This window comes from Stenotrophomonas sp. PS02289, from assembly GCF_029960115.1.
Lineage (GTDB): Bacteria > Pseudomonadota > Gammaproteobacteria > Xanthomonadales > Xanthomonadaceae > Stenotrophomonas.
Genome location: NZ_JASCOZ010000020.1, coordinates 1 through 24,115 on the forward strand (window position 1 = coordinate 1; position 24,115 = coordinate 24,115).

19 protein-coding genes are annotated in these 24,115 nt (G+C 65.5%); 9 read left to right on the forward strand and 10 right to left on the reverse strand.

Annotation, left to right across the window (positions count from 1 at the left end; translation table 11 throughout):
* Positions 1 to 98: 98 nt before the first annotated feature.
* Positions 99 to 461, reverse strand: coding sequence for a ribonuclease E inhibitor RraB (locus QMX83_RS04785; protein WP_282295516.1), 363 nt, complete (start codon positions 459 to 461; stop codon positions 99 to 101).
* 52 nt (positions 462 to 513) lie between these two features.
* Complete coding sequence (locus QMX83_RS04790) at positions 514 to 2,118, reverse strand: transglycosylase SLT domain-containing protein (protein WP_282295517.1); 1,605 nt, start codon at positions 2,116 to 2,118, stop codon at positions 514 to 516.
* 144 nt (positions 2,119 to 2,262) lie between these two features.
* Between QMX83_RS04790 and QMX83_RS04795 the strand changes: the two genes are divergently transcribed.
* Both QMX83_RS04795 and greB read left to right on the forward strand, forming a co-directional pair.
* On the forward strand, positions 2,263 to 3,768 hold the full coding sequence (locus QMX83_RS04795) for a helicase HerA-like domain-containing protein (RefSeq protein ID WP_282295518.1): 1,506 nt from the start codon (positions 2,263 to 2,265) through the stop codon (positions 3,766 to 3,768).
* The gene (greB, locus tag QMX83_RS04800) at positions 3,768 to 4,271 is read left to right on the forward strand and encodes a transcription elongation factor GreB (protein WP_282295519.1); all 504 of its coding nucleotides are present in this window, start codon (positions 3,768 to 3,770) and stop codon (positions 4,269 to 4,271) included. Before QMX83_RS04795 ends, greB begins: the two co-directional genes overlap by 1 nt.
* Here the strand turns inward: greB and QMX83_RS04805 are convergent.
* The 3 genes from QMX83_RS04805 to QMX83_RS04815 form a co-directional block, all read right to left on the reverse strand.
* The gene (locus QMX83_RS04805; protein WP_282295520.1) at positions 4,259 to 5,065 is read right to left on the reverse strand and encodes a DUF3025 domain-containing protein; all 807 of its coding nucleotides are present in this window, start codon (positions 5,063 to 5,065) and stop codon (positions 4,259 to 4,261) included. The genes greB and QMX83_RS04805 overlap by 13 nt on opposite strands.
* A gap of 26 nt (positions 5,066 to 5,091) precedes the next feature.
* Positions 5,092 to 6,459 carry a 30S ribosomal protein S12 methylthiotransferase RimO gene (gene rimO, locus QMX83_RS04810; RefSeq protein WP_282295521.1) on the reverse strand — a complete coding sequence of 456 codons (1,368 nt, stop codon included), beginning with the start codon at positions 6,457 to 6,459 and terminating at the stop codon, positions 5,092 to 5,094.
* Between the two features lie 138 nt (positions 6,460 to 6,597).
* A complete protein-coding gene (locus tag QMX83_RS04815) occupies positions 6,598 to 7,116 on the reverse strand; it encodes a hypothetical protein (RefSeq protein WP_282295522.1) in 519 nt (172 codons plus the stop codon).
* Positions 7,117 to 7,242: 126 nt separating this feature from the next.
* Here QMX83_RS04815 and QMX83_RS04820 point away from each other — a divergent pair, with 126 nt between their 5' ends.
* From QMX83_RS04820 to QMX83_RS04830, 3 genes are read left to right on the forward strand one after another with little or no spacing between them, the layout of a single operon-like run.
* Entirely contained in the window at positions 7,243 to 7,914 is a 672-nt protein-coding gene (locus QMX83_RS04820; protein ID WP_282295523.1) for a dienelactone hydrolase family protein, read from the forward strand.
* Positions 7,911 to 8,333 (forward strand): HIT family protein, encoded by a 423-nt coding sequence (locus QMX83_RS04825; RefSeq protein WP_282295524.1) that lies wholly within the window; start codon positions 7,911 to 7,913, stop codon positions 8,331 to 8,333. The genes QMX83_RS04820 and QMX83_RS04825 overlap by 4 nt, the downstream gene beginning before the upstream one ends.
* Positions 8,334 to 8,349: 16 nt before the next feature.
* Entirely contained in the window at positions 8,350 to 8,517 is a 168-nt protein-coding gene (locus QMX83_RS04830) for a DUF5668 domain-containing protein (RefSeq protein WP_185750090.1), read from the forward strand.
* Between the two features lie 68 nt (positions 8,518 to 8,585).
* Here the strand turns inward: QMX83_RS04830 and dcd are convergent, their stop codons facing one another.
* The gene (dcd, locus tag QMX83_RS04835; RefSeq protein ID WP_282295525.1) at positions 8,586 to 9,158 is read right to left on the reverse strand and encodes a dCTP deaminase; all 573 of its coding nucleotides are present in this window, start codon (positions 9,156 to 9,158) and stop codon (positions 8,586 to 8,588) included.
* Between the two features lie 41 nt (positions 9,159 to 9,199).
* Positions 9,200 to 10,066, reverse strand: a complete 867-nt coding sequence (apbC, locus tag QMX83_RS04840) for an iron-sulfur cluster carrier protein ApbC (protein WP_282295526.1) — start codon at positions 10,064 to 10,066, stop codon at positions 9,200 to 9,202.
* 528 nt (positions 10,067 to 10,594) lie between these two features.
* Between apbC and QMX83_RS04845 the strand changes: the two genes are divergently transcribed.
* Both QMX83_RS04845 and QMX83_RS04850 read left to right on the forward strand, forming a co-directional pair.
* Positions 10,595 to 13,534, forward strand: coding sequence for a TonB-dependent receptor (locus QMX83_RS04845; protein ID WP_282295527.1), 2,940 nt, complete (start codon positions 10,595 to 10,597; stop codon positions 13,532 to 13,534).
* Positions 13,535 to 13,616: 82 nt separating this feature from the next.
* Positions 13,617 to 15,659, forward strand: a complete 2,043-nt coding sequence (locus tag QMX83_RS04850) for a prolyl oligopeptidase family serine peptidase (protein ID WP_282295528.1) — start codon at positions 13,617 to 13,619, stop codon at positions 15,657 to 15,659.
* A 16-nt stretch (positions 15,660 to 15,675) separates the two neighbouring features.
* Here the strand turns inward: QMX83_RS04850 and QMX83_RS04855 are convergent, their stop codons facing one another.
* Positions 15,676 to 17,271 (reverse strand): NAD(P)/FAD-dependent oxidoreductase, encoded by a 1,596-nt coding sequence (locus QMX83_RS04855; protein ID WP_282295529.1) that lies wholly within the window; start codon positions 17,269 to 17,271, stop codon positions 15,676 to 15,678.
* Between the two features lie 182 nt (positions 17,272 to 17,453).
* On the opposite strand from QMX83_RS04855, the gene QMX83_RS04860 reads away from it, so the two are divergent.
* Positions 17,454 to 19,565, forward strand: a complete 2,112-nt coding sequence (locus QMX83_RS04860; protein WP_282295551.1) for a M13-type metalloendopeptidase — start codon at positions 17,454 to 17,456, stop codon at positions 19,563 to 19,565.
* 125 nt (positions 19,566 to 19,690) lie between these two features.
* Positions 19,691 to 21,697 (forward strand): M13 family metallopeptidase, encoded by a 2,007-nt coding sequence (locus QMX83_RS04865; RefSeq protein ID WP_282295530.1) that lies wholly within the window; start codon positions 19,691 to 19,693, stop codon positions 21,695 to 21,697.
* Positions 21,698 to 21,741: 44 nt separating this feature from the next.
* Here QMX83_RS04865 and QMX83_RS04870 read toward each other — a convergent pair whose 3' ends face one another.
* Entirely contained in the window at positions 21,742 to 23,397 is a 1,656-nt protein-coding gene (locus QMX83_RS04870) for an SDR family oxidoreductase (protein ID WP_282295531.1), read from the reverse strand.
* Positions 23,398 to 23,425: 28 nt separating this feature from the next.
* Positions 23,426 to 24,106 (reverse strand): rhomboid family intramembrane serine protease, encoded by a 681-nt coding sequence (locus QMX83_RS04875; RefSeq protein WP_282295532.1) that lies wholly within the window; start codon positions 24,104 to 24,106, stop codon positions 23,426 to 23,428.
* Between the last annotated feature and the right edge of the window lie 9 nt (positions 24,107 to 24,115).

Genomic DNA, 24,115 nt, shown 5'->3' on the forward strand with positions numbered 1-24,115 from the left:
GCCACGCCCTGCGTGGCTTCGCGGTGTCGGACACGGCCGCAGCCAAGCAGGGCGTGGCTCTACGGGTGTCCGGTTTATCGGTTAGGGACAGCCTGGAATCAGGCGTCGTCGCTACCGTGCGCGAACTCAACCGGACCCACATCCATGCCGTCGTAATCTTCGACGCCGTTGGCTTCGGCCAGCGCCTGCAACTCATGATTGCGCGTGTCCAGCGACTCGACCGAGTGGATCTCGATCTTCTCCACGTGCAGCACGTGGTACGGCGCTTCGCCCTCTTCCAGCTCCGGCTCAAACAGCTCGACCACGGTGTAGCCCTGGCCTTCCAGCACCTTCGCCAGGCCCTGTAGCGGCTCCGGGGTGGTGTTGACGAAGAAGTAGCCCCACACCAGGTTGCCCTGCAGGTCCCAGTCGGTGTTCTCACGGATGTTGGCAAACATCTCGTTGATGGCGGTGATATCCATCGTCATTCCTTAAAAAAGCGCTTCAATGGCGGCGAGCCTAACAGGTTCCGGGTTACTTCCCGCATCCCTGCAGTTTCAGCGACTGTCCCTGCCGCAGCGCATAGGCCGGGGCTTTGAGTCCGTTGGCACGCGCCAGCTCACGCAGGTCGCAGCTGTACTTGTCGGAGATCCGCCCGAGGGTGTCGCCCTTGCCGACCTTCACGCTGCGTACCGGCTTGGGTTTCGGCTTGGGGGCCACCGCCACCGGCGCGGTAGGCGCGGTGGCGGCTGCGGCGGCTTCCACGCCGGCCACCGGCACCACGCTGCCCACCGCCACGTTGCCGGTGTAGCTGGCCGCGTTCGGGCGCACGATGGCGGCATTGAGGTCGGCGGTGATCAGGGTGCGGGCCAGGTCGGCGCGCGGACCGGACACGCAGTAGCGGTTGTACAGGCCGGCAATGCGGGTGGTGGCATTGATGATCGTGCCGGCCGGAATCCAGCCGTCCGCCTCATAGCGCGGGTTGAGATTGCGCAGCACGCGCATGTAGCCGTCGCGGGTGCCGGCACTGCCCAGGCAGATGGTCAGTTCGTAGATGGTGGTGGACTTCGCCAGCCGCAGCGTGGCCGGCTGCGCGCTGATCTTCGGGAACTCCACCCCGTACTGCTGCGGGTGCAGATAGATCCAGGCCGCGGCGATCACCATCGGCACGTAGTCCTTGGTTTCAGCCGGGAACTGGTTGTATACGCTGTCGACCCAGAAGCCCTGCCCCGGGTTCTGCCGGTACACGCGCACGGCACGGCCCTCGCCGCCGTTGTAACCGGCCAGCGACAGCTCGACGCTGTTGTTGAGCTCGCGCATGCGCTCGTTGAGGTAGGTGGCGCTGGCTTCGGCGGCGCTGCGCGCATCGAAGCGGGTGTCAAAACCGGTACCGTCCGGGCCCAGGCCAAAACGACGGCCGGTGGCCGGCATGAACTGCATCAGCCCGGCCGCTCCCGCGCGCGAGGAGGCATGCACGCGCCCATTGGATTCCTTGGCCATGATGCCGAACAGCAGGGCCTCGGGCAGGCCGCGCTTCTCCCATTCCGGCCACATCACCGAACGCAGGTTCTGGTAGTTCTCGTAGCTGGTCAGAAGCGCCGGACGCATGTCGGTCAGCCAGCGGCGGATGCCGGCCTGCACGGCCGGGTTGTACTCGACCATGTTGTCGAAGGCATGGCGCTTGTCGTTGAGCAGCGCAGCGGCGCGCGCCGCCTCAGGGACGTCGGCAGCCAGCGGGCCGATGTGGTCCGGGTCGGCTTCCAGCAGCGCCGGACCGCTGCCGGCGACCTCCTGCTCCTCTTCCCCACTGGCGTCAGCGTTGCTCTTGAGCAGGCGCTTGTAGGTGGTCAGCAGGTTGCTGACCTGGCAGCCCTTCTGCGCGACACAGGCGCTGACCACGTCCTCCATGTCTTCCAGCGCGGCATCGCTTTCGTTGCGCCCCTTGGGGTCGGCATTGGCGACCAGCACCTGGGCATCGGCGAAGCGCTTCTCGGCGGTGGCCATGCGCTGCTCCAGCGCCTCGATCTTGACCTTGTCACGTGCGGACACGCGCTGGGCCTGCGCCTGCGGCGCAACGGTGAACAGAGCAGCCAATGCCAGCAGCGGCCAACCACGGACAAACAGGACAGGAACGGGCATCTTTGGCACTGTGAACGAATGAGCAGGCAGAGTAGCTGTGCGGCTTGCATCGGGGCAACCCGGTCACCCGTCCCGCCTCGCCCCGCGTTTAGAATCAGCCCATCAACCCCGCCCATTCACCTGCATCCCTACCGCGAGTTGACCATGGACCCGATCCTGATTGGCAAAGGCGTCACCGACGACATCGCCGTCACCCTCCAACCCGCGCTGGGCAACCGCCACGGGCTGGTGGCCGGAGCCACCGGCACCGGCAAGACGGTAACCCTGATGACCCTGGCCGAAGGGTTTTCACGGATCGGGGTGCCGGTATTCCTGGCCGATGTGAAGGGCGATGTCTCCGGCCTGGCCGTACCCGGTGCCGGCGGCGAAAAGCTGCTGCAGCGCGCGCAGGAGATCGGCGTCAGCGACTATGCCCCTGCTGGCAGCCCGACCGTCTTCTGGGACCTGTACGGCAAGCTGGGCCATCCGGTGCGCACCACCGTCAGCGAAATGGGCCCCACCCTGCTGGCGCGCATCCTGGAGCTCAATGACACCCAGGCCGGCGTGCTCGACATCGTGTTCAAGTTGGCCGACGACCGCGGCCTGCTGCTGCTCGACCTGGACGACCTGCGCGCCCTGCTGGGACTGGTGGCCGACGAGCGCAAGGACATCTCGACCGAGTACGGCCTGGTCAGTGCACAGACCGTGGCGGCGATCCAGCGCGCCCTGCTGCGGCTGTCGCAGGACGGCGGCGAGTCGTTCTTCGGCGAGCCGGCACTGGAGCTGGCCGACCTGATGCGGGTCAACCATGACGGTCGCGGCGTGATCGGCATCCTCGCCGCCGACCAGCTGGTACTCAAGCCGCGCCTGTATTCGACATTCCTGTTGTGGCTGCTGTCGGAACTGTTTGAAACGCTGCCGGAAGTGGGCGATCTGGAAAAGCCGAAGCTGGTCTTCATCTTCGACGAGGCGCACCTGCTGTTCGACGATGCCCCGGCCGCACTGGTACAGCGCATCGAGCAGGTGGTGCGGCTCATCCGTTCCAAGGGCGTGGGCGTGTACTTCTGCTCGCAGTTCCCCGACGACGTGCCGGCCAACATCCTTGGCCAGCTGGGCAACCGGGTGCAGCATGCGCTGCGCGCGTTCACCCCGCGCGACCAGAAGGCCGTGAAGATCGCCGCAGAGACCTTCGTCCCCAATCCCAAACTGGATGTGGTGGCCACGCTGTCACAGCTGGGCACCGGCGAGGCGCTGGTCTCCACGTTGCAGGACAAGGGCATTCCCTCGCCGGTGCAGCAGACCCGGATCGTCCCGCCGCGCTGCCGCATGGGCGCGATCACCGAGGCCGAGCGCGCACAGGTGCGTGCCGGCAGCCCGGTCGGTACCCGCTACGACACCACAGTGAACCGCGAATCGGCCGCCGAGCTGCTGGCCCAGCGTGCGGAGAAAGCCGTCCAGCAGGCCGACGCGCCCAAGGCACGCACGCGCGAGCAGGATGAGGCGCAGGAAGGCGGCTTCGGTCAGTCGATCAAGGACGCCATCTTCGGGACCAAGCGCCGCCAGGGCATGATTGAAACCATGGCCAAGCAGACCACCCGCACGGTCGGCACCAAACTGGGCAACCAGATCGTGCGCGGCATCCTGGGCGGCATTTTCGGCGGCAAGCGCTGATGTCGCGTTGGCGTCCGCCCGGCGAGAAGAGCACGGCGCTGATCACCGCGCAGGGGCATCAGCGCCTGAAAAGCGAGCTGGATGAGTTGTGGCGCGTGAAGCGCCCCGAAGTGGTGAAAGCGCTGGCCGCAGCGGCCGCTGAAGGCGACCGTTCGGAGAACGCCGAGTACACCTATCGCAAGAAGCAACTGGGCGAGATCGACCGCCGGGTGCGCTACCTGACCAAGCGACTGGAGTCGTTGCGGGTCGTGGATACGGTGCCAACCGATCCGCAGGCAGTGTTTTTTGGCGCGTGGGTGGAGCTGGAGAATGTCGATAGCGGTGACACCACGCGCTACCGCATCGTCGGGCCGGATGAGACCGATGCCGGTGCCGGGTGGATCAGCATTGATTCACCGCTGGCGCGGGCGTTGCTGAAGAAGCGCGTGGACGATGAGTTTGAGGTGGAGCTGCCGAGCGGGCGCACCGGGTTTGCGATTCTGGCGGTGGATTACGCCGCGTGACCCATGGCGTCCGGATACCGCCGCCCCTCACGCAACGGCCGGAAATACCCCGCATCCGCATAAAACCCCGGATGCTGCGGTGCCCACCATCCCGGCACGCCCATCATCGGCAACGGCCGCAGCTCCAGCGGATCACACAGCACGCGGCCGTCTTCCACGGCCTGCGCTACCGCGGCCACGGCACCGGCATCATCATCGCCCTGCACCACCAGACATTTCCCCACCAGCAACCGCTCGGGCAGCAACGCCTGTTCCATCAGCGCATGGCCAAACACAGCCGCCACCGCGATGCGCCCATCTCGCCAGGCATCCGCCTGCGCAACGAACAGCGATTGCCAGTCATGCGCATCCCACAGCTGCAACAGCGCAGCATCCGTCACGCGCACCACCACACCACTCTCATCGAACTGCGTCAGTGCGGCCTGCGCGCGATTGCGCTGGTGCCCGCCCTGCCCCTCGACGTGTCGGCACTGCTGCAGGTTGAGCGCCTGCTTGAGCGCGGGATAACGGGCCCAGACCACGGCATTGAACAGGTCGTGCCAGTTATCCGCGCGGGTGGCGATCGCGCCTCGCGCAATGCGCGTTTCGTAGTGCAGACCGTCAGCCAGCAACGCGTCGGTCTGTTCAACCAGATGCCTGCCGTCCAATGCCAGACGCTGATCCAGCATTGACACGGACGGCCACTCCGGGCCGGTGAGCAGATCCCGGAAACCGGAGATCTGCGCGAACAGCGGGTGCTCGAACGTGGTTGTCGACACCTCTGCACGCAGCGGCGCAACGAACCGGCGGCGCATGCCACCGGCATCGGCCGCCGCCGTGGTCACAGCACCTTGAGGTCGAGCAGCTTGCGCGCCGGGGTTTCCTCGATCAGTGCGTCGCCATACAGATCATGCTCGTCGCTTTCGGTGATTTCGACATTGACGAACTGCCCCACCTGCAGGCGCGCTTCGTCGGCATTCTGGATGTGCACCAGGCCGTCGATCTCCGGCGCATCGGCCTTGGAACGGGCCACGGCGATGCCGTCTTCAATCGCGTCGACCAGGCACTGCTGCACGGTGCCGATCTTGGCCTCCAGGCGCGCGGCGGAGATCTCGGCCTGACGGGCCATGAAGCGGGCCAGACGCTCCTGCTTGACCTCGTCCGGCACTGCGCCGGGCAGGTCGTTGGCGGTGGCACCGGTGACCGGCGAGTAGGCGAACGCGCCGACACGGTCCAGCTGCGCTTCGTCGAGGAACGACAGCAGCTCTTCGAACTCGGCCTCGGTTTCACCGGGGAAGCCGACGATGAAGGTCGAGCGCACGGTGATGTCCGGGCACAGCTGACGCCAGCGCTGCACGCGCTCCAGGGTCTTGTCGACCGCGCCCGGGCGCTTCATCAACTTCAGGATGCGCGGGCTGGCGTGCTGGAACGGGATGTCCAGGTACGGCAGGATGCGGTTTTCGGCCATCAGCGGCACCACGTCGTCCACGTGCGGGTACGGGTAGACGTAGTGCATGCGAGTCCACGCATCGAGCTCGGACAAGCCTTCGCACAGCGACTTCATGCGGGTCTGGTAGGCCTTGTCACGCCACATGCGCTCGGCGTACTTCACGTCCACGCCATAGGCGGAGGTGTCCTGCGAAACCACCAGCAGTTCCTTGACGCCGCCACGCACCAGCCTCTCGGCTTCGCGCAGCACGTCGTCCACCGGGCGCGAGACCAGCTTGCCACGCATGGAGGGAATGATGCAGAAGCTGCAATGGTGGTTGCAGCCCTCGGAGATCTTCAGATAGGCGTAGTGGCGCGGGGTCAGCTTGATGCCGTAATCCGGCACCAGATCCACGAACGGATCATGCTTGGGCGGCAGCGCGGCATGCACCGCCTCCATCACGCTCTGGTAGTCCTGCGGGCCGGACACCGCCAGCACGTCCGGGTAAGCCTTGCGGATCTCCTCCGGGCGCTTGCCCAGGCAGCCGGTGACGATCACCTTGCCGTTCTCGTTCATCGCCTCGCCGATGGCGTCCAGCGATTCGGTCACTGCCGAATCAATGAAGCCACAGGTGTTGACCACGACCACGTCGGCCGAGTCATAGGACGGCACGATGTCGTAGCCCTCGGCCCGCAACTGGGTGAGGATGCGCTCGGAATCGACAAGGGCCTTCGGGCAGCCAAGGCTGACGAAGCCGACTTTGGGGTTCAGCTGGGACATGGATCGCGGGACTCTGGGGGCCTGGGCCGCTGCCGGGAGGGCAGGCAGACCTGGGGGCCGGGGCCTGAAAGGCCGCCAGTATACCGGGGTTGGGGGCTGCGCCCTGAATCGCGCCCTGAAGCGCCCCTGCAGGCTGAATCAGCCCTTCGCCCCACCGGACGGGGGTTCTGATTGCCAATAGACCCCCAGCACAGTGAGCGGCCGGTCTGACCGTATCTGCACCGTGCGTATTACCTCGCCCGCAGGAATTGACGCCTCGTCACCATTCGAAACACATGCTGCAAGCTCAGGACCATCTGACACGACACCGTTGAGTTTCCATGCCTGGCTCGGAAGACCCAGGCTGTAGACACGCCCCGCTTCGGACTCGAGTGTTGCAGTCAGGACTGCCCCTTTCATGAGGGCCTCAAACTCCGCGCTCCGGAACGGCGGCGGTTGTTCGCCAGCATCCGTCTTCAGCACCACACAAACACTTACCTCGCCCCGAGACGTCAACGCGGCCTGGCTGAGGAACTGCCTCCCTTGCGCTCGCAGCTCAAAAGGGTGCGATTCCAGCACGATGGTTTCCCACCCGGCCATCCGCATCGTCAGATCATTCAGGCGGTCACACCCCGCCGAGAATGCAAGCGCAACCCCCACCACAATCAATCGCCACATCCCCACGCCCTCCATGACCCGCCGTCGCGCCGACAGCGCAGGGCAAGTATATCGACAGCACGTTGTGACACCCCGCTAACCCCGCCGCAGCCGATAATGAACGCCTGAACATTCAGGAGTACTGCAATGGGTGAGTGGGTCACGCTGGATACGCATTACGGGCCGGTCCGGGCCTGGCAGGCACTGCCGGAAGGCAAGCCGCGCGGGGGGCTGGTGGTCATCCAGGAAATTTTCGGGGCCAACCCGCATATCCGCGAGGTGGCCGAAGGGTTTGCGGCGCAGGGCTACGCGGTGCTGGCCCCCTCGTTCTTCGACCTGGTCGATGGCCCCGAGGCCGATCCCGACGCCCTGCCCTACGACCCGGACGGGGTGAAGCAGGGTCTGGAACGGGTCAATGCGCTCGGGGTGGAAAAAGCGCTGGAGATCGTCCGCGCGGCGGCCTCGAAACTGGCCCCGGCGGGCAAGGTCGGTACCGTCGGCTATTGCTGGGGTGGCAGCATTGCCCTGTTGTCGGCGTTGCGCCTGGGCCTGCCCTCGGTCAGCTACTACGGTGCCCGCAACGTCCAGTTCCTGGACGAGACGGCCAAGGCACCGGTCATGTTCCACTTCGGCGCGCAGGACAAGAGCATTCCACCGGAGGCCGTGCAGGCCCACCGCGAAAAGCTGCCGCAGATGGCCACCTATGTCTATCCGGCCGACCATGCCTTCAACCGCAACGTCGGACACGGGTATGATCCAGACAGCGCCGCCCTGGCGCTGCAACGCACCCTTGACTTCTTTTCGGAGCATCTTGGATGAGCGAGTTTGAACTGGATTCCCGTCTGGCCACCGACAGTGTACTGGTGGACGAAGGCCCGTTGTCGCAAGTGCGGTTGATGAATGACGAGCGGTACCCGTGGTTGATTCTGGTGCCGCGGCTGGCCGACATCACCGAATGGATCGAACTGGACGGCGAGCAGCAGGACAAGCTGCGCACCGAGTTGAACCGGGCCTGCAAGGCGCTCAAGGGCACCGACGGCGTGGAAAAGATCAACATCGGTTCGCTGGGCAACATCGTGCGCCAGCTGCATTTCCACGTGATCGGCCGCCATCAGGGCGACCCGGCGTGGCCCGCGCCGGTCTGGGGCCACGGACAGGCGCATCGCTTCGACCCCGAAGTGCTCGCCGAACGTGTCGCGTACTGGAAGGAACGGCTAGGATATTCGCCCCAGCCCTGAGTCCAGACCGAATCCCATGCGTTTCAATCTTGTCGCTGCCATCCTGTTGATCCTGATCGGCCTGTTCATGCTGGCCAGCAACCTGGGCTGGACCCAGTTGAACCTGTCCCGGCTGTTTTTGACCTGGTGGCCGGTGGGCCTGGTGGCGGTAGGTGTGGCGATGTTGTTTGGTCGCGGCAAATAAGCAAAAAGGCGCGGAGTGATCCGCGCCTTTTCTGCATCTGCGAGGGCCGGCCAACGGCCGGCGCTACTTCAGGTGCGTGGCAGAGTGACGCCGGTCTGGCCCTGGTACTTGCCGCCGCGATCCTTGTACGAGGTTTCGCAGATATCGTCCGGCGCGGCCTGGAAGAACAGCATCTGGGCGACGCCTTCATTGGCGTAGATGCGCGCCGGCAGCGGCGTGGTGTTGCTGAACTCCAGGGTCACATGCCCTTCCCACTCCGGCTCCAGCGGGGTCACGTTGACGATGATGCCGCAGCGCGCGTAGGTGCTCTTGCCCAGGCACACCACCAGGGTGTCGCGCGGAATGCGGAAGTACTCCACGGTGCGCGCCAGCGCGAAGCTGTTGGGCGGGATGATGCACTCGTCGGCGGTGATGTCGACGAAGCTGCCACTGTCGAAGTGCTTGGGGTCGACAATGGTGGAGTTGATGTTGGTGAACACCTTGAACTCACGCGAGCAGCGCACGTCGTAGCCGTAGCTGGAGGTGCCGTAGCTGACGATGCGCTGGCCGTTGGCCTGCTTGACCTGGCCGGGCTCGAACGGCTCGATCATGCCGTGCTGCTCGGACATGCGGCGGATCCAGCGGTCACTCTTGATGCTCATCGGGGGGTCCTGGGTGCGTTGAGGCAAGAATTCTAAGCGGTTCAGAGCAGCTGGGACAGGATCGGAATGCTGGCGCGCGGACGCTTGCCCATTTCCTCGACCAGACGCTCGGCGGCGGCCAGATACGCCTTGGCGGCCAGCGACTCCGGTGCGGCGGCCACAATCGGCGTGCCCACGTCGCCCTGCTCGCGGATGCCGATGTCCAGCGGCAGCGAACCCAGCAGCGGCACGCCGTACTGCGCTGCCATGCGCTGGCCACCGCCGTCGCCGAACAGGTGCTCGACCTGCCCGCAGTTGCTGCAGGTGTGCACGGCCATGTTCTCGACGATGCCCAGCACCGGCACCTCGACCTTCTCGAACATCTTCAACGCCTTCTTCGCATCCAGCGTGGCGATGTCCTGCGGGGTGGTGACGATGACCGCGCCGGCCAGCGGAATCTTCTGCGTGAGCGTGAGCTGGATGTCGCCGGTACCCGGCGGCAGGTCGATCAGCAGGTAGTCCAGATCGTCCCACAGGGTGTCATTGAAGAACTGGGTCATGGCCGAGGTGGCCATCGGACCCCGCCAGATCATCGGCGTTTCGTCCTCGATCAGGTAGCCGATCGACATGGTTTCCACGCCGAACGCGCGCAGCGGCTCGATCGACTTGTTGTCCGGGCTTTCCGGGCGACCGCTCAGGCCCAGCATGGTCGGCACGCTGGGGCCGTAGATGTCCGCATCGAGCAGGCCGACGCGCGCCCCCAGCTTGGCCAACGCCACGGCCAGATTCACCGCCGTGGTCGACTTGCCCACACCGCCCTTGCCCGAACCCACCGCGATCACATTGCGGACCCGCGGATGCGGGCTGAGCCCTTTCTGCACCTGGCTGACATGGGGACGTCGAGAGGGGCTGGCACTCACTGCGGGCACTCCGGGAAAGCGAATCAGGAAAGCCCTCCACTATACAGGGCCGAGCTGGCTGGACCCTTTTCGCCGCCCCCGCGGCAAGGACGCTGTCGATCGTGTTCAGGGACCCGGCGAAGGGGCTGGCGGCACCGAAGTCGTGTCCATGCCTGTCCGCTCCTGTCTGCGCATGTCCTGACATGACAGCGCGAAAAGGCCGTTCGCGCAGGCCGTTCAGGCCGGTGTTTTCAACGCGACCAACATCACACTTTCTCTCCGACATGTTTCATTTGAAACCAAGTGACATAGCTTTAATATCAATCACTTGAATGACAAATGAGAACGAAAGATTGGACGCCCCTACCTTTCCTTTATGACTGCTTGATGAACAGTTGACAGGTTGCGTTAAGGCTATGTTAACTTCCGGCCACCAGCACAAACGGCTGGTGAACAGGGACAAAACACCACCCACTTTTGACGCGAGTGTCCATGGGACGCCGTCGGGTCACTGTTGCCGGTGTTTTGGCACAACGTCCGTTCCAAGGGGATCCATTCATGATCAATCGCACGTCGCTCAGCCGGAACCCGCTGAGCTATGCACTGGCCACCGCCGTCCTGCTGAGCGCAGCGCCGGCGTTTGCACAGAGCACCACGACCGAAACGGAATCGGCCACCAAGAGCAGCGCCACCAATCTGGAAACCGTCACCGTCACCGGTTCGCGCATCAGCCGCGACGTGTTCAACTCGGTATCCCCGGTCCAGGTCATCACCCGTGAAGAAACCACCCTGGCGGGCTTCCAGTCCACCGCCGGGGTGCTGCAGAGCACCGCCATCACCGCCGGTGCCGCACAGATCAACAACGCCTATGGCGGCTATGTGACCAACGGCGGCCCGGGTGCCAACACCGTCGGTCTGCGCGGCCTGGGCCCGACCCGTACCCTGATCCTGATGAACGGTCGCCGCGTGGCACCGGCGGGTACGCGTGGTTCGGTGGGTGCCGCCGATCTGAACGTGCTGCCCGACGCCATGATCGACCGCGTTGAAGTGCTGAAGGACGGTGCTTCGTCCGTGTACGGCTCCGACGCCGTCGCCGGCGTCATCAACATCATCACCAAGAGCAAGGTCGACGGCGTGACCTTCGAAGCGCGCCAGACCGCCACCGACGGCGGCGGCGGCGAAGAGCGCCGCTATGCCATCGTCGCCGGCACCACCGGTGCGAGCGGCCACATTTCCGGTTCCTACGAGTACTACAACCGCGACGGTCTGACTCTGGCCGACCGCGAGTGGACCCGTTGCAACACCGACTATCGCCGTCTGCCCACCGGTGGCGGCTGGGGTGGTGCCGACACCATCGATCCGCTCACCGGCCAGCCCAAGTGCTACCCGATCACCGGCACCGGCTCCAACGGCGTCACCATCAACACCATCGGCACCAACAACCTGACCGGCGTTGCCGCCGCAGGTGCACGTGGCACCACCTTCAACCGCTGGCGTCCGAACTCGGCCGTGACCACCGGCCTGGTGGGCTTCGAAGGCGTGGGCGGTGGCCAGACCACCAACACCAACATCCGTGACACCTTCGATCCGCGCACCCTCAACCGGTCGCTGATCTCGGGCGCAGAAACCCACACCGCCTTCCTGCAGGGCGGCCTGGATCTGGGCGTCATGGGCGATGCGGAAGCCTACTTTGAACTGCTGGGCAACCGCCGCGAATCCGAACAGACCGGCTACCGCCAGCTGTCGCTGGACTACCTGCGTGGCAGCCCGCTGATTCCGTCGAACCTGGCCTCGTCCAACTTCGGTGGCGGCGTCGGCGTGCGTGCCTTCATCGGCTTCGGCAACGACAAGAGCTCGCAGAAGGTCGACTTCTTCAAGGGAACGGCCGGCCTGCGTGGCAACCTCAGCTCGACCTGGGACTACGACTTCGCGCTGAGCCATTCGCGTTCCGACGCGGACTACACCATGGAATCGTTCCTGACCGACCGCCTGAGCAAGAGCCTCAACGTGGTGGCTGACGGTGCCGGCGGCTTCCGCTGCGTCGACACCTCGGACGGCTGCGTGGCCGCGCCGCGTCTGACCAGCGCCGTGATCGGCGGCGAGCTGCCGCGCGCCTGGACCGACTACGTGTTCGTGCCGGTCACCGGCAACACGCTGTACACCGAAACCACCGCCAACATCTCGTTCAGCGGCCCGCTGTTCTCGCTGCCGCACGGCGACGTGCGGGGTGCGTTCGGTGCTGAATGGCGCCGCGCCAAGATCGACGACACCCCGTCGATCCACTCCATCAACAACAATCTGTACAACCTGACCTCCTCGACCCCGACCCGCGGTACGGACTCGGTGAAGGAAGTGTTCGGCGAACTGGAGATTCCGGTGCTGTCCGGCGTCACCGCCGCCGAGGAACTGACCTTCAACGTCTCGGGCCGCTGGACCGACTACGACTCCTACGGCTCCGACCACACCTACAAGATCGGCGGCCTGTGGACCCCGGTCAGCTGGGTCTCGTTCCGCGCCTCCTACGGCACCTCGTACCGCGCACCGGCGCTGTTCGAACAGTTCCTGGGTGCGACCAGCGGCTTCCTGAGCAACCAGATCGATCCCTGCAACAACTGGGGCAGCGACCCGGGCACCGCACTGGCGCGCAACTGTGCCTCTGAAGGCCTGGCTCCTGACTTCCAGTCCACCCAGTCGGTCTCGGTCATCCAGGCCGGCGGTGCCGAAAGTGGCCTGAAGGCGGAAACCTCGAAGAACTTCACCGGCGGCATCGTGCTGCAGCCGGAGTTCCCGTCCGCAGTGGGCGACATCTCGCTGGCAGTGGACTACTTCGACATCGACGTCAGCAACGGCGTTTCGCGTGCCGGCGGTGCCAATCTGCTGGAGCTCTGCTACAACAGCCCGGACTTCCGTGCCGGTGGCGGGTTCTGCCGTCTGATCGATCCTCGCAACCCGGTCAACAACGCGCTGACCGTGCATGACAGCTACGTCAACCTCGCCACCGACAAGGTGCGCGGCCTGGACTTCACCCTGCGCTACACCCGCGACCTCGGTCCGGGCAGCCTGCGCGCCACCGCCCAGGTGACGCGTTTCCTGGAGCAGTCCAACAAGCTGTTCGCCGATGACGAATTGATCGACTACAACGGCATGCTCAACACCCCCGACAAGTCGGGCACCCTGGACCTGGTGTACACCTGGAACAAGTGGAAGTTCCGCTACGGTCTGGAGTGGATCAACAAGATGCAGAGCTACGACTACTACGAGTTGGACGCGGCAACCTCCGTGTACAAGTTCGACGTGCCGAGCTACTTCCTGCACGCCCTGTCGACCGAGTACAAGGGCGACAAGTGGTCGGTGGTCGCCGGCGTGCGCAACCTGCGCAACGAGACGCCGCCGGTGATCTCCTCCGGCGCTTACAGCCGCGTCGGCAACTCCCCGCTGTACAGCGGTTATGACTACGTCGGCCGCACCTACTTCGTGAATCTCAGCAAGAGCTTCTGATCGTGGGAATGAACCGCCGCCCGGCTCCGGGCGGCGGTTTTTTTTGGCCTCTACGTTCATCGTTCCCGCCTGGAGTCGCACCATGAACCTCAAATCCCTGACCCTGGCCGCACTGGCACTGGCCGCTGCGGCCGCATTGCCCGTTCACGCCAAGCCCAACGTGCCCAGCATCGAGCAGCTGGCCGCCTTCCCGCAGGTCTCCAGCCTGTCGCTGTCGCCTGACGGCAAACAGATCGCCGGCCTGCAGGCACGCGGCGAAGAGCGTGTCATCCTGGTCTGGAAGACCGACGCCCTGGAGGCCGCCCCCACCGTCATCGGTGCCGGCCGGATGAAGTTCCAGAGCGTCAGCTTCATCAAGAACGGCCTGCTGGCGGTCACGCTGTGGCAACCGTTCGACCTGCGTACCGACCGCCTCAACAAGACCTTCATCAGCAAGTTCTTCATCACCGACACTGAAGGCAAGGTCTGGAAGGAACCGATCAATCCGCCCCGTGCCAGCAGCCAGACCGAGGAACTGGAACAGGCGTTGTCCAATTCCACCGTGCTCGACACCCTGCCCAACGACCCCGACCACATCCTGGTGATCAACGGGGCCGGCAGCAATTCCGGTGACGTGTACAAGGTCAACCTGCGCACCTTCAGCACCCAGCGCATCCAGAAGACCGAAGAGCGCGTGGCCGGCTATGTCACCGACCTCAACAGCGAGCTGCGCGCCCGCCTGCGCCAGGACGTTGATGGCACCGGTGCCTACATCGCCACCGAGTTCCGCAATCCGGCGACCAACGCCTGGGAGCAGCACTTCCGCTCCTACGTAAAGGACCGCGACATCAACCAGGTGGTCGGCTTTGCCGATGACCCGAACATCGCCTTCATGCTCAGCAATGTGGGCCGCGACAAGACCGTGATCTACGAATACGACATCGCGGCACGCAAGCAGAAGGAACTGCTGTACGAGCACAAGTTCTTCAATGCCGGCGCGGTATTGATGAACCGCTACAAAGAAGCCGGCGGCGTCCCCTTCGGTGCCCTGCTGGGCATCGGCTACGCGGGACCACGCACGAACGAGATCGAGTGGACCAATCCCACGTTCAAGGCGCTTGAAGCCGGCCTTCGACAGGCACTCAACATCACCTCCAGCCCTGTCGAACTGGTTGACCCGGCGACAGGCATACACGCCACAACCACGCTGGATACCGGTCGATCCATCCGCCTGATGGACTACAGCGCCGACCTGAAGACGTTTCTGGTTGCCGTGTCCGGCCCGGCCAATCCGCCGGAGTACTACCTCTTCAGCGGCGGCAGGCTCACCCTGCTGGCCAAGGCCTACCCGCAGATCGACCCCGGCGCGATGGGTGATACCCGGCTGGTCTACTACAAGGCCCGCGACGGCCTGGACATTCCAGCGTTCCTGACCACCCCGAACACCGAACTGTGCGGAGCGGGCCCGTGGAAGGCGGTGGTGCACCCGCACGGCGGCCCGTGGGGTCGCGATGGCATGGACTTCGACGGCTCCATGTGGGTGCCGCTGATGGCCTCGCGGTGCATGGCGGTGCTGCGCCCGCAGTTCCGTGGTTCAGCCGACTGGAGTCGTCGCCTGTGGATGGCCGGCGACGCCGAATGGGGCCAGAAGATGCAGGACGACAAGGACGACGGTGCCCAATGGATGATCGAGCAGAAGATCGCCCAGCCGGGTCACATCGCCATGTTCGGGTTCTCCTATGGCGGTTACTCCGCGTTCGCCGCATCGGTGCGTCCGAATGGCCTGTACAAGTGCGCCATTGCCGGTGCCGGTGTGTCCGATATCAAGAAGATCTGGTCGCGCTTCTACACCAACCCGTTCTTCCGCCAGGCCCAGGCCAAGACCGTGGACGGCCTCAATCCGCTGGACAAGGCTGGCGAGATGAAGATTCCGCTGATGGTCTACCACGGTGATCGCGACCGCACCGTGCCGATCGAACAGTCCGAGTGGTTCGTGGCCAAGGCAAAGAACTCCGGGCAACCCGTGGAGTACCACGCCATCGCCGACTACGCGCATGGCCCGGCCTGGACCCGCGCGATCATGGGCGAGCAGTTGCAGCTGATCGACGACTACCTCACCAAGGGGTGTGGTGGCGGCGGGTTGTAAGGGTTTGTAGGCGCTATCAGTCCGCCAGAATCGCCTGTGCGGCGTTGTGTCCGGGTGCGCCGGTCACACCGCCGCCGGGATGCGTTCCGGAGCCGCATAGATACAGGCCCGGCAACGCACCGCGATAATCCGCCTGGCCGAGCATCGGACGTGCGCTGAACAACTGGTTGAGGCTGAGCGCGCCGTGGAAGATGTCGCCGCCGATCAGCCCGAACGTGCGCTCCAGATCCAGCGGACTGAGCACCTGTCGGCCCAGCACCAACTGGCTGAAACCCGGCGCGTGCTGCTCGACGGTGGCGATCATCAGGTCCGCCACCTCCTCACGGTGGTCGTCCCAGCTGCGCCCACCGGGAAGCACCGGTGCCACGTGCTGGCAGAACAGGCTGGCGACATGTTGCCCGGAGGGTGCCAGCGAATCGTCCAGCGTGCTGGGAATCAACATTTCCACGATAGGCTGGCGTGACCAGCCATGCGCGCGGGCATCGCTGTAGGCACGGTCCATGTAAGCCAGCGTCGGCGCGATGATGATGCCGGCGGTGAGATGGTCGCCTGCCCCGGGCAGCACGGTGAAATCGGGCAGCGCCGACAGCGCGACATTCATGCGGAACGTGCCAGAAGCACAGCGCCAGTTGGCCATGCGTTCGCGGGTGGCAGCGGGCACCTCTTCGGGCGACAGCAGCCGCTCATACAGCAGTTTGGGATTGACGTTGGCCACCACCGCGCGCGCACGGATGATCTCGCCGTCCGTCGTTTCCACACCCACCGCCCGGCCCTGCTCCACCAGCACCCGCTGCACGCCTGCATTCGTCTGGATCTGCGCACCGGCCGCCTGCGCGGCGCGTGCCATCGCCTGGGTGATCGCGCCCATGCCGCCGATGGCATGGCCCCAGGCCCCCTTCACGCCGTTGCTTTCGCCGAAGGCGTGGTGCAGCAGCACGTAGGCGGTACCGGGCGCGTGCGGACTGGCGTAGTTGCCAACGATGCCGTCAAACCCGAACAAGGCCTTGATCGGCTCGCTCTCGAACCAGCGATCGAGGTACTCCGAAGCGGAGATGGTGAACAGGTCCAGCAGCTCCTGCCGCAGTGCCGGCTCCAGGCCGTGCAGACGACGACCCAGCTGGCCGGCCCGCCACAACGCGGGCAGCTGGCGCAGCCAACCGCCCTCGCCCACGTTGGGCGGTGCCTGCAAGGCGGTATCGCGCAGCACATCTGCAAAGGCTTCCAGGCGTTGCTCGAACAACGGCAGCTGCTCGGCATCGTGGGCGGAGAAGCGCGCGACCTCCGCGCGGGTGCGGCCCGGACCGGCCAGCAGATAGTCGTTCTCCAGCGGCAGGAAGTTGTTGATCCGCCGCGGCACCACCCGCAGCCCATGGGCGGCAAGATCCAGATCGGCGATCACCTTGGGCTGCAGCAGCGACACCGTGTAAGAGGCCACCGAATTGCGGAATCCCGGATGAAACTCCTCGGTGACCGCGGCCCCACCGACCACGCCCCGCCGCTCCAGCACGCGTACCTGCTTGCCGGCCTGGGCCAGGTAGGCCGCGCAGACCAGGCCGTTGTGCCCGCCGCCGATGATGACCGCGTCCCACACACCCGAAGTGGCTTTGCTCATTCTGGCTGTATACACCGCCCGGACCGCACCTGTCGCCCCGCGCGCCACGTTCACATGCCGCCGCTTGCCATCGTCCATGACCTTCGACACCCTTGCAGGCCGGGCCAGCGGCGTATCGTCTGCCCCACGCTCCGCAAGGAGCACCCCATGCACGCACTTTCGGCCTGGAGGCCTTACACGTGATCGCTCGCACTCCCAAGATGGTTCTGCTGACCCTGGCCGTTTCGGCCGCGCTGGTCGGCTGCGGCAAGAATGACACCCCGGCTACGGACAGCGCGGCCTCCACCGCCACGCCGACCGCCGCCCCCGCCGAGACGGCCTTCAAGCTCGACGAAGCCAAGCTGCCGGCCTACAACGCGTTCCAGAAGTCCGACCTGGACACCAACCTGGACGCCTGCACCGCGTTCGGCGACTACGTCAACAGCAAGTGGCTGGCCGCCAATGAAATCCCGGGCGACCGCACCAGCTGGGGCGCCTTCACCATCCTGGACGAGCGCTCGGTCGCCGTGCAGCACCAATTGGCCGAACAGGTCGCCGCGGTGAAGAACCCGACCGGCATCGAGAAGATCGTTGGTGACTTCTGGGCCACCGGCATGGACGAGGCCAAGATCAACGCGCAGGGCATCGAGCCGATCAAGGCCGACCTGGCTGCCATCGACGGCCTGCAGAACAAGGACGCCATCGCCGATTACCTGCGCAGCACCGCGGCCAAGGGCCAGAACGTGCTGTTCGGCTTCGGTCCGGAAGCGGACTTCAAGAACTCCTCGCAGAACATCGCCTACGCCAGCCAGGGCGGCCTGGGCCTGCCGGACACCACCTACTACACCGACGCCAAGAACGCCGACAAGCTGAAGGCCTATCAGGCGCACGTGGCCAAGGTGCTGGAACTGTCCGGCGTTGCCGCTGCCGACGCGGCCAAGCAGGCCGAAGACGTGGTCAAGTTCGAAACCCGCCTGGCCAAGGCCTCCAAGTCCAGCGAACAGCTCTCGCGCGATGTGTCGCTGTACTACAACCCGGTCAGCGTGGCTGACGCGGACAAGCTGACCCCGAACTTCAGCTGGACCGAATTCTTCAAGGCGCAGGGCATTGCCGCGCCGGAGAAGTTCTCGATGGCCATTCCGACCTTCCACCAGGAAGTGAGCAAGGCACTGGGCGACACCGATCCGTCGGTGTGGCGCGCCTACCTGCGCTTCCACACGGTGGATGCGGCTTCGCCGTACCTGGCCGATGCCTTCGTGGATGAGAACTACAACTTCTACGGCAAGACCCTCAACGGTCAGAAGGAACAGAAGCCGCGCTGGAAGCGCGTGCTGGGCACCATCGAAAACGACGCTGGCGAAGCCTTCGGCCAGCTGTACGTCAAGGTCGCCTTCTCGCCCGAATCCAAGGCCAAGATGGAAGAGCTGGTCAAGAACCTGGCCGCCTCGCTCAAGGAACGCATCCAGGGCCTGACCTGGATGAGCGACGAAACCAAGGCCAAGGCGATTGCCAAGTGGGAAACCTTCACTCCGAAGATCGGTTACCCGGACAAGTGGCGCGACTGGAGCGGCCTGACCACCGGCCGTGACAGCTACTTCGCCAACGTGCGCGCCGCCAACGAGTTCAACTACAAGTGGGCACTGGGCAAGATCGGCAAGCCGGTCGACAAGACCGAGTGGGGCATGACCCCGCAGACCGTCAATGCCTACTACAACCCGCTGCAGAACGAGATCGTGTTCCCGGCCGCCATCCTGCAGCCGCCGTTCTTCGACCCGAAGGCCGACGACGCGCTGAACTACGGTGGCATCGGTGCGGTGATCGGCCATGAAATGACCCACGGTTACGACGACCAGGGCAGCCGCTTCGGGCCGACCGGCAACTTCGAGAACTGGTGGACCGACGCCGACACCAAGAACTTCAGCGGCCTGACCGGCAAGCTGGTCAAGCAGTTCGATGGCTACAAGGTGGGTGACCAGGCGGTCAACGGCAAGCTGACCCTGGGCGAGAACATCGCCGACCTGGGCGGCCTGGCTACCGCCTACGACGCGCTGCAGAAGGCCTCGGCCGGCAAGGAAGACGCCAAGGTGGACGGCTTCAGCCGTGACCAGCGCTTCTTCTTCAACTGGGCCACCGTGTGGCGTACCAAGTACACCCCGGAAAACGCCAAGGTCCGCCTGGCCACCGACCCGCATGCCCCGGCACAGTTCCGTGCAATGGGCGCGCCGTCGAACCTGCCGGCCTTCGCCGCCGCGTTCGAGTGCAAGCCCGGCGCGCCGATGGTGCGCACCGGCGACCAGCAGGTTGTGATCTGGTAAGCGCTTTCAGGCGTGTGTGAATGCAGAGGCCCGGGTTTCCCGGGCCTTTGTTTTATGGGCATGCCGCCTTTTCATGCGGGCTTGCTACACTGCGGCGGTCTTCAATCCGACCGGATTTGTTTCGCATGCCCAACCTTCGTCCGCTTGCCATTGCCCTGGGTCTGGGCCTGGCGTCCCTGGTGATCACCGATGCCTCCGCCGCGCCGAAGAAGAAGGCCGCCCGTACCCCGGCCGCCAGCGCGCAGTGCACCGACTTCTACGACGCCACCAATGCCGGCTGGCTGAAGGCCAACCCGGTGCCGCAGACCGGTGCCACCACCGCGCTGGGCCAACTGGCCGACCGCACCCGCCTGCAGCAGCGTGAGCTGCTGGATGCCGCGATGAAGTCGCCGCAGGGCAATACCCAGAAGCTGCTGGGTGATTTCTGGGCCAGCGGCCTGGACGAAGCTGCGGTGGAAGCCGATGGCTCCAACCCGATCGCCCCGCTGCTGACCCGCATCAACGCCATCAAGAAGGCCAAGGACGTGCCGGCCTCGATCGCCGCGCTGCACCAGGTCGGCATTCCGGTGGCCTTCAACTTCGCCCCGGACGTGGACCTGAAGGCGCTCGACCGCCATATCGGCTACTTCATGCAGGGCGGCATGGGCCTGCCGGACCCGGCCTTCTACACCCGCACTGACGCCGACACGGTCGCGTTGATGGGGCGCTACCGCAACTATGTGAAGCAGATCCTGGCGCTGACCGGCACCCCGGCCGCCAAGCTGGATGCCGAAGCACAGGCGGTGATCGCGCTGGAAACCGAGCTGGCGCGCAATGCGCAGTCGCTGGCCGGGATCAACAACCCGTTCAACAACTACGCGCCGATCTCCACCAAGGACCTCAACAGCCGCTACAAGAACCTGCAGCTGGACGCGTTCCTCAAAGTGCAGGGCGTGAACGACGACCTGGTGTCGCTGGCCGACCCGAATCTGTTCAAGGCGCTGGACGGCATGGTCACCCGGATCAAGCCGGACCAGTGGAAGGCCTACCTGCGCTGGCGCGTGGGCGATGCGATGGCACCTTACCTGTCCAAGGCCTACCGCGATGCGGAATTCGAATTCCGTGGCCGCGTGATCCGGGGTGAAACCCTGGCTCCGGCACGCTGGGAACAGGTGCTCAACGCGATCAACGTCGCCGCCGGCCCGATGGTCGGTCGTGAGTACGCCGCCCGCCACCTGTCGGCTGAAGACCGTCGCCAGGCCGCATGGATCGTCGACAAGGTGCGTGAAGTGCAGATCGACGCGGTCAAGAACAGCAGCTGGCTGAGCGCCGAAGCCAAGAGCGAGGCGCAAGCCAAGCTGGCCGCGCTGAAGATCGAGATCGGCACGCCGCTGCGCGACCTGGACTACACCGTGCAGCCGATGGGCCGCGGCAGCTTCGGCGGCAACATGCTGATCGCCTCGACCTGGCGCCACCGCGAGGAAATGAAGCGCATCGGCAAGGGCAACGCCGACCGCCGCTGGGACGTGCTGCCGCAGCAGCCGTCGCTGGCCTATGACATCGCGCAGAACCGCCTGATCGTCACCGCCGCCGCACTGCAGGGCCCGGTGTTCAACGCCAAGGCTGACGCCGCCGACAAGTTCGGCAGCTTCGGTGCACTGGTGGCGCATGAGCTGAACCGCGCCGTCGACGCCAAGGGTGCGCTGGTGGATTCCAAGGGCGAACTGCGCAGCTGGTGGACCCCGGCAGACAAGACCGCCTGGACCCTGCTCGGCAGCCGTGTCGCCGCGCAGTACAGCGCGTATGACTTCCCCGGCGTGAAGGGGGCCAAGGTCAACGGCGCGCTGACCCAGGAAGAAAACCTCGCCGACATCGCCGGCGTTGAACTGGCCTGGGCGGCTTACCTGGCGCAGGAACCGAAGGCCAAGCCGGCCCAGCAGCAGGGCTTCTTCCGCGCCTGGGCGGCGCTGTGGCCGCAGCAGCTGTCGCCGAACGAGGCCGCGCAGCGTCTGACCGGTGACATCCGCGCACCGGGCCGTTGGCGCACCAATGGTCCGCTGTCCAACCTGCCGGCGTTCGGTGCCACGTTCACCTGCAAGCCGGGCCAGCCGATGCAGCGGGTGGAGAACGACCAGATCAAGATCTGGCGTTGATACAGAAAGGGCACCTTCGGGTGCCCTTTTTTGTTTGCGTGGCGTTACGCCGGGAGCAATCGCCCGCGGTAACCGACGATCAAACCGATCAGCGGCGCGGCAATCTCCACATCAAACACAAACTGCCCGTCGCGCTCGGTCTCGAAGGTTGTGCCCTTCGGCAACAGACACGTCGGCAGCGGCACGCCGAGCACCGACCAGCGCCGTGGCACCAGACACAGTCGGTCACTCTCCACCACCAGCGCGATGGCCACGTCGATCAGCCCAAAGCGTTCGACCAGCAGAGCGTCGTTGCGCCCTTCGCCACGTCGCTGCCACGACGAAAAGCGGCGTCCGCCAAAGTCGCGGGTCCAGCGTTCGCCACCGCGCTCAGGCGCGAACGACACCGTCACCGGCACTGCTTCGCCCTCCTTGGGGAAGCCGATCACGGCAGCGACGACGCGTGCGAGCACACCACGCCCCCGCCGGATATCGGCCTGGCCGCGCCAGTGGCGCGGCTGCGCATCACGATGCAGCGCCTGCACCTGCGCAGGCAGGGTTTCGAACGCCGTGCCCAGCAGTTGCGGATACAGTGCTGCACCGGGCTGCTCGCGGCGGAAACCGGTGTGGATCGAACGGCCGGCAAACAACGCCTCGTAGTCGGCCAACTCCAGCGCATGCGTCGCGGGGCGCGCGCCATCGGCAGGACGCTCACCGGCCAGCCATTTGCGGATCACCGCCTCGATGGCCATCGACGGAATGTAAGGACCGTCATCGCCCTCTGCCAGCAGGTGCCAGGTCAGCTCCACCGGGGCACTCGCATGCTGGCCCCGCGCGCGCACATACATGCCGCCGCGATGCTCGCCGAACTTCATCAGGTTCAGCACTCTGTAGAACAGCGGCGACAGCGGCTCCAGCGACGGCAGGCGGAAGCGCGCCCGCGTCTTGGCCAGCAGGTTGAGGACACGGTGCAGCACCTCGGGCACGGGACCGGCACCGATCCAGATGTCGGTCATGCCCGGGTGCTCCGGCGGCAGCACCTGCAGATCCGGCACGTCGACCAGCGAAAAGTGCAGGTTGCGCAGGGGCAGCCGGCCCGGCACCGCCACGGTGAATCGGCGGCTTTCCGCCAGCCCCACGCCCTGCCCCGGCTGCCCATGACGACGCAGCTTCACCGGCGAGCCGGCGTACCCGACAACGGCACGCATCACGTTCAGGCCAATGCCGGCATACGGTGACGGCGCGATACCGCCATCGACGACCCGCAGTTCCATGACCTTGGCCATCTCGCGCAACACCGCCGCGGTCAGCACGGGGAAACTGCTGACCCCGGACAGCACGAAGATGCCTGCCGCCTTTGCCTGCGCGTCATAGCGGTCGATGCCGAACACGAAGTCGGCGGCGTCGGCGAAGTCCAGATACGGAACACGTGCCGCGATACAGGCTTCCACGACCTGATAGCCCTGCGCGCCGTAGTCCTGGAACGGACCGGAGGCATCAATGACCAGCGCGGGCTGCTCGGCGGTCAGGGCGGCGGCCACCTCGGTGCGGTCCAGCCGCAGAGGGCGCACCGTCGGAGCGCCGCTGTAGGTGTCGCAGAAGGCCTGGGCGGCGGGCAGGTTGCGCCCGCAGATCAGCAGTTCCAGACCATGCAGATCCGACAACAGGCGTGCCAGCCGTCCGCCGAACACGCCATATCCGCCCAGGATCAGAATCTTCAATGTCGGTCGTCCTTGTCCGGGGCGTGAGTCACTTCACGCTGCGCAGATGATTGGGCCGCTTCGGTCCAGTGCCCGGGCCGCCCGGCGGACGACGCTTGAACGGCGACTGCCCACGCCAGTAACGAATCAGCAGCCAGCCGAACAACATGCCGCCCAGATGCGCGAAGTGGGCGATGCCGGGCTGCCAACTGGTCGCACCGAACACCAGCTCTGTCAGGCCGATCACGATCACGAAGGTGCGGGCCTTCATCGGGATCGGCGGGAACATCAACGTCACCCGCTGATTCGGGAACAACATGCCGTACGCCAGCAACAGTCCGAACACACCGCCGGACGCACCCAGCACCGGCACCGGGTCGACCATCATCGCACCGACGGCCAACTGGCACAGACCGGCACCTGCGACGCAGACCAGATAGAAGGTCAGGAAGCGCTTCTCACCCCAGGTCTGTTCCAGCGGCGAGCCAAACATGAAGAGCGCCAGCATGTTGAACAGCAGGTGCGTGAAGCTGCCATGCAGGAAGCCGTAGGTCAGCAGCTGCCAGGGCTGGAAGTTGCCACCCGGCGAGAACGGGTCGAAGCTGCGCAGCGGCTGCAGCATGAACGGCTCGAACGTGCCGTAACCGAGCAGGAAGGGCTGCTGCAGCAGAAACAGCGCCGCGTTGGCGATCAGCAGGGCCTTGGTGACAGTGGGCAGTCGCGGAAACATGGGGACATC

Coding starts and splice junctions, on each gene's coding strand:
- QMX83_RS04785 (WP_282295516.1), bottom strand. CDS start 461: ATGGATATCACCGCCATCAACGAGATGTTTGCCAACATCCGTGAGAAC.
- QMX83_RS04790 (WP_282295517.1), bottom strand. CDS start 2,118: ATGCCCGTTCCTGTCCTGTTTGTCCGTGGTTGGCCGCTGCTGGCATTG.
- QMX83_RS04795 (WP_282295518.1), top strand. CDS start 2,263: ATGGACCCGATCCTGATTGGCAAAGGCGTCACCGACGACATCGCCGTC.
- greB (WP_282295519.1), top strand. CDS start 3,768: ATGTCGCGTTGGCGTCCGCCCGGCGAGAAGAGCACGGCGCTGATCACC.
- QMX83_RS04805 (WP_282295520.1), bottom strand. CDS start 5,065: ATGCGCCGCCGGTTCGTTGCGCCGCTGCGTGCAGAGGTGTCGACAACC.
- rimO (WP_282295521.1), bottom strand. CDS start 6,459: ATGTCCCAGCTGAACCCCAAAGTCGGCTTCGTCAGCCTTGGCTGCCCG.
- QMX83_RS04815 (WP_282295522.1), bottom strand. CDS start 7,116: ATGTGGCGATTGATTGTGGTGGGGGTTGCGCTTGCATTCTCGGCGGGG.
- QMX83_RS04820 (WP_282295523.1), top strand. CDS start 7,243: ATGGGTGAGTGGGTCACGCTGGATACGCATTACGGGCCGGTCCGGGCC.
- QMX83_RS04825 (WP_282295524.1), top strand. CDS start 7,911: ATGAGCGAGTTTGAACTGGATTCCCGTCTGGCCACCGACAGTGTACTG.
- QMX83_RS04830 (WP_185750090.1), top strand. CDS start 8,350: ATGCGTTTCAATCTTGTCGCTGCCATCCTGTTGATCCTGATCGGCCTG.
- dcd (WP_282295525.1), bottom strand. CDS start 9,158: ATGAGCATCAAGAGTGACCGCTGGATCCGCCGCATGTCCGAGCAGCAC.
- QMX83_RS04845 (WP_282295527.1), top strand. CDS start 10,595: ATGATCAATCGCACGTCGCTCAGCCGGAACCCGCTGAGCTATGCACTG.
- QMX83_RS04850 (WP_282295528.1), top strand. CDS start 13,617: ATGAACCTCAAATCCCTGACCCTGGCCGCACTGGCACTGGCCGCTGCG.
- QMX83_RS04855 (WP_282295529.1), bottom strand. CDS start 17,271: ATGAGCAAAGCCACTTCGGGTGTGTGGGACGCGGTCATCATCGGCGGC.
- QMX83_RS04865 (WP_282295530.1), top strand. CDS start 19,691: ATGCCCAACCTTCGTCCGCTTGCCATTGCCCTGGGTCTGGGCCTGGCG.
- QMX83_RS04875 (WP_282295532.1), bottom strand. CDS start 24,106: ATGTTTCCGCGACTGCCCACTGTCACCAAGGCCCTGCTGATCGCCAAC.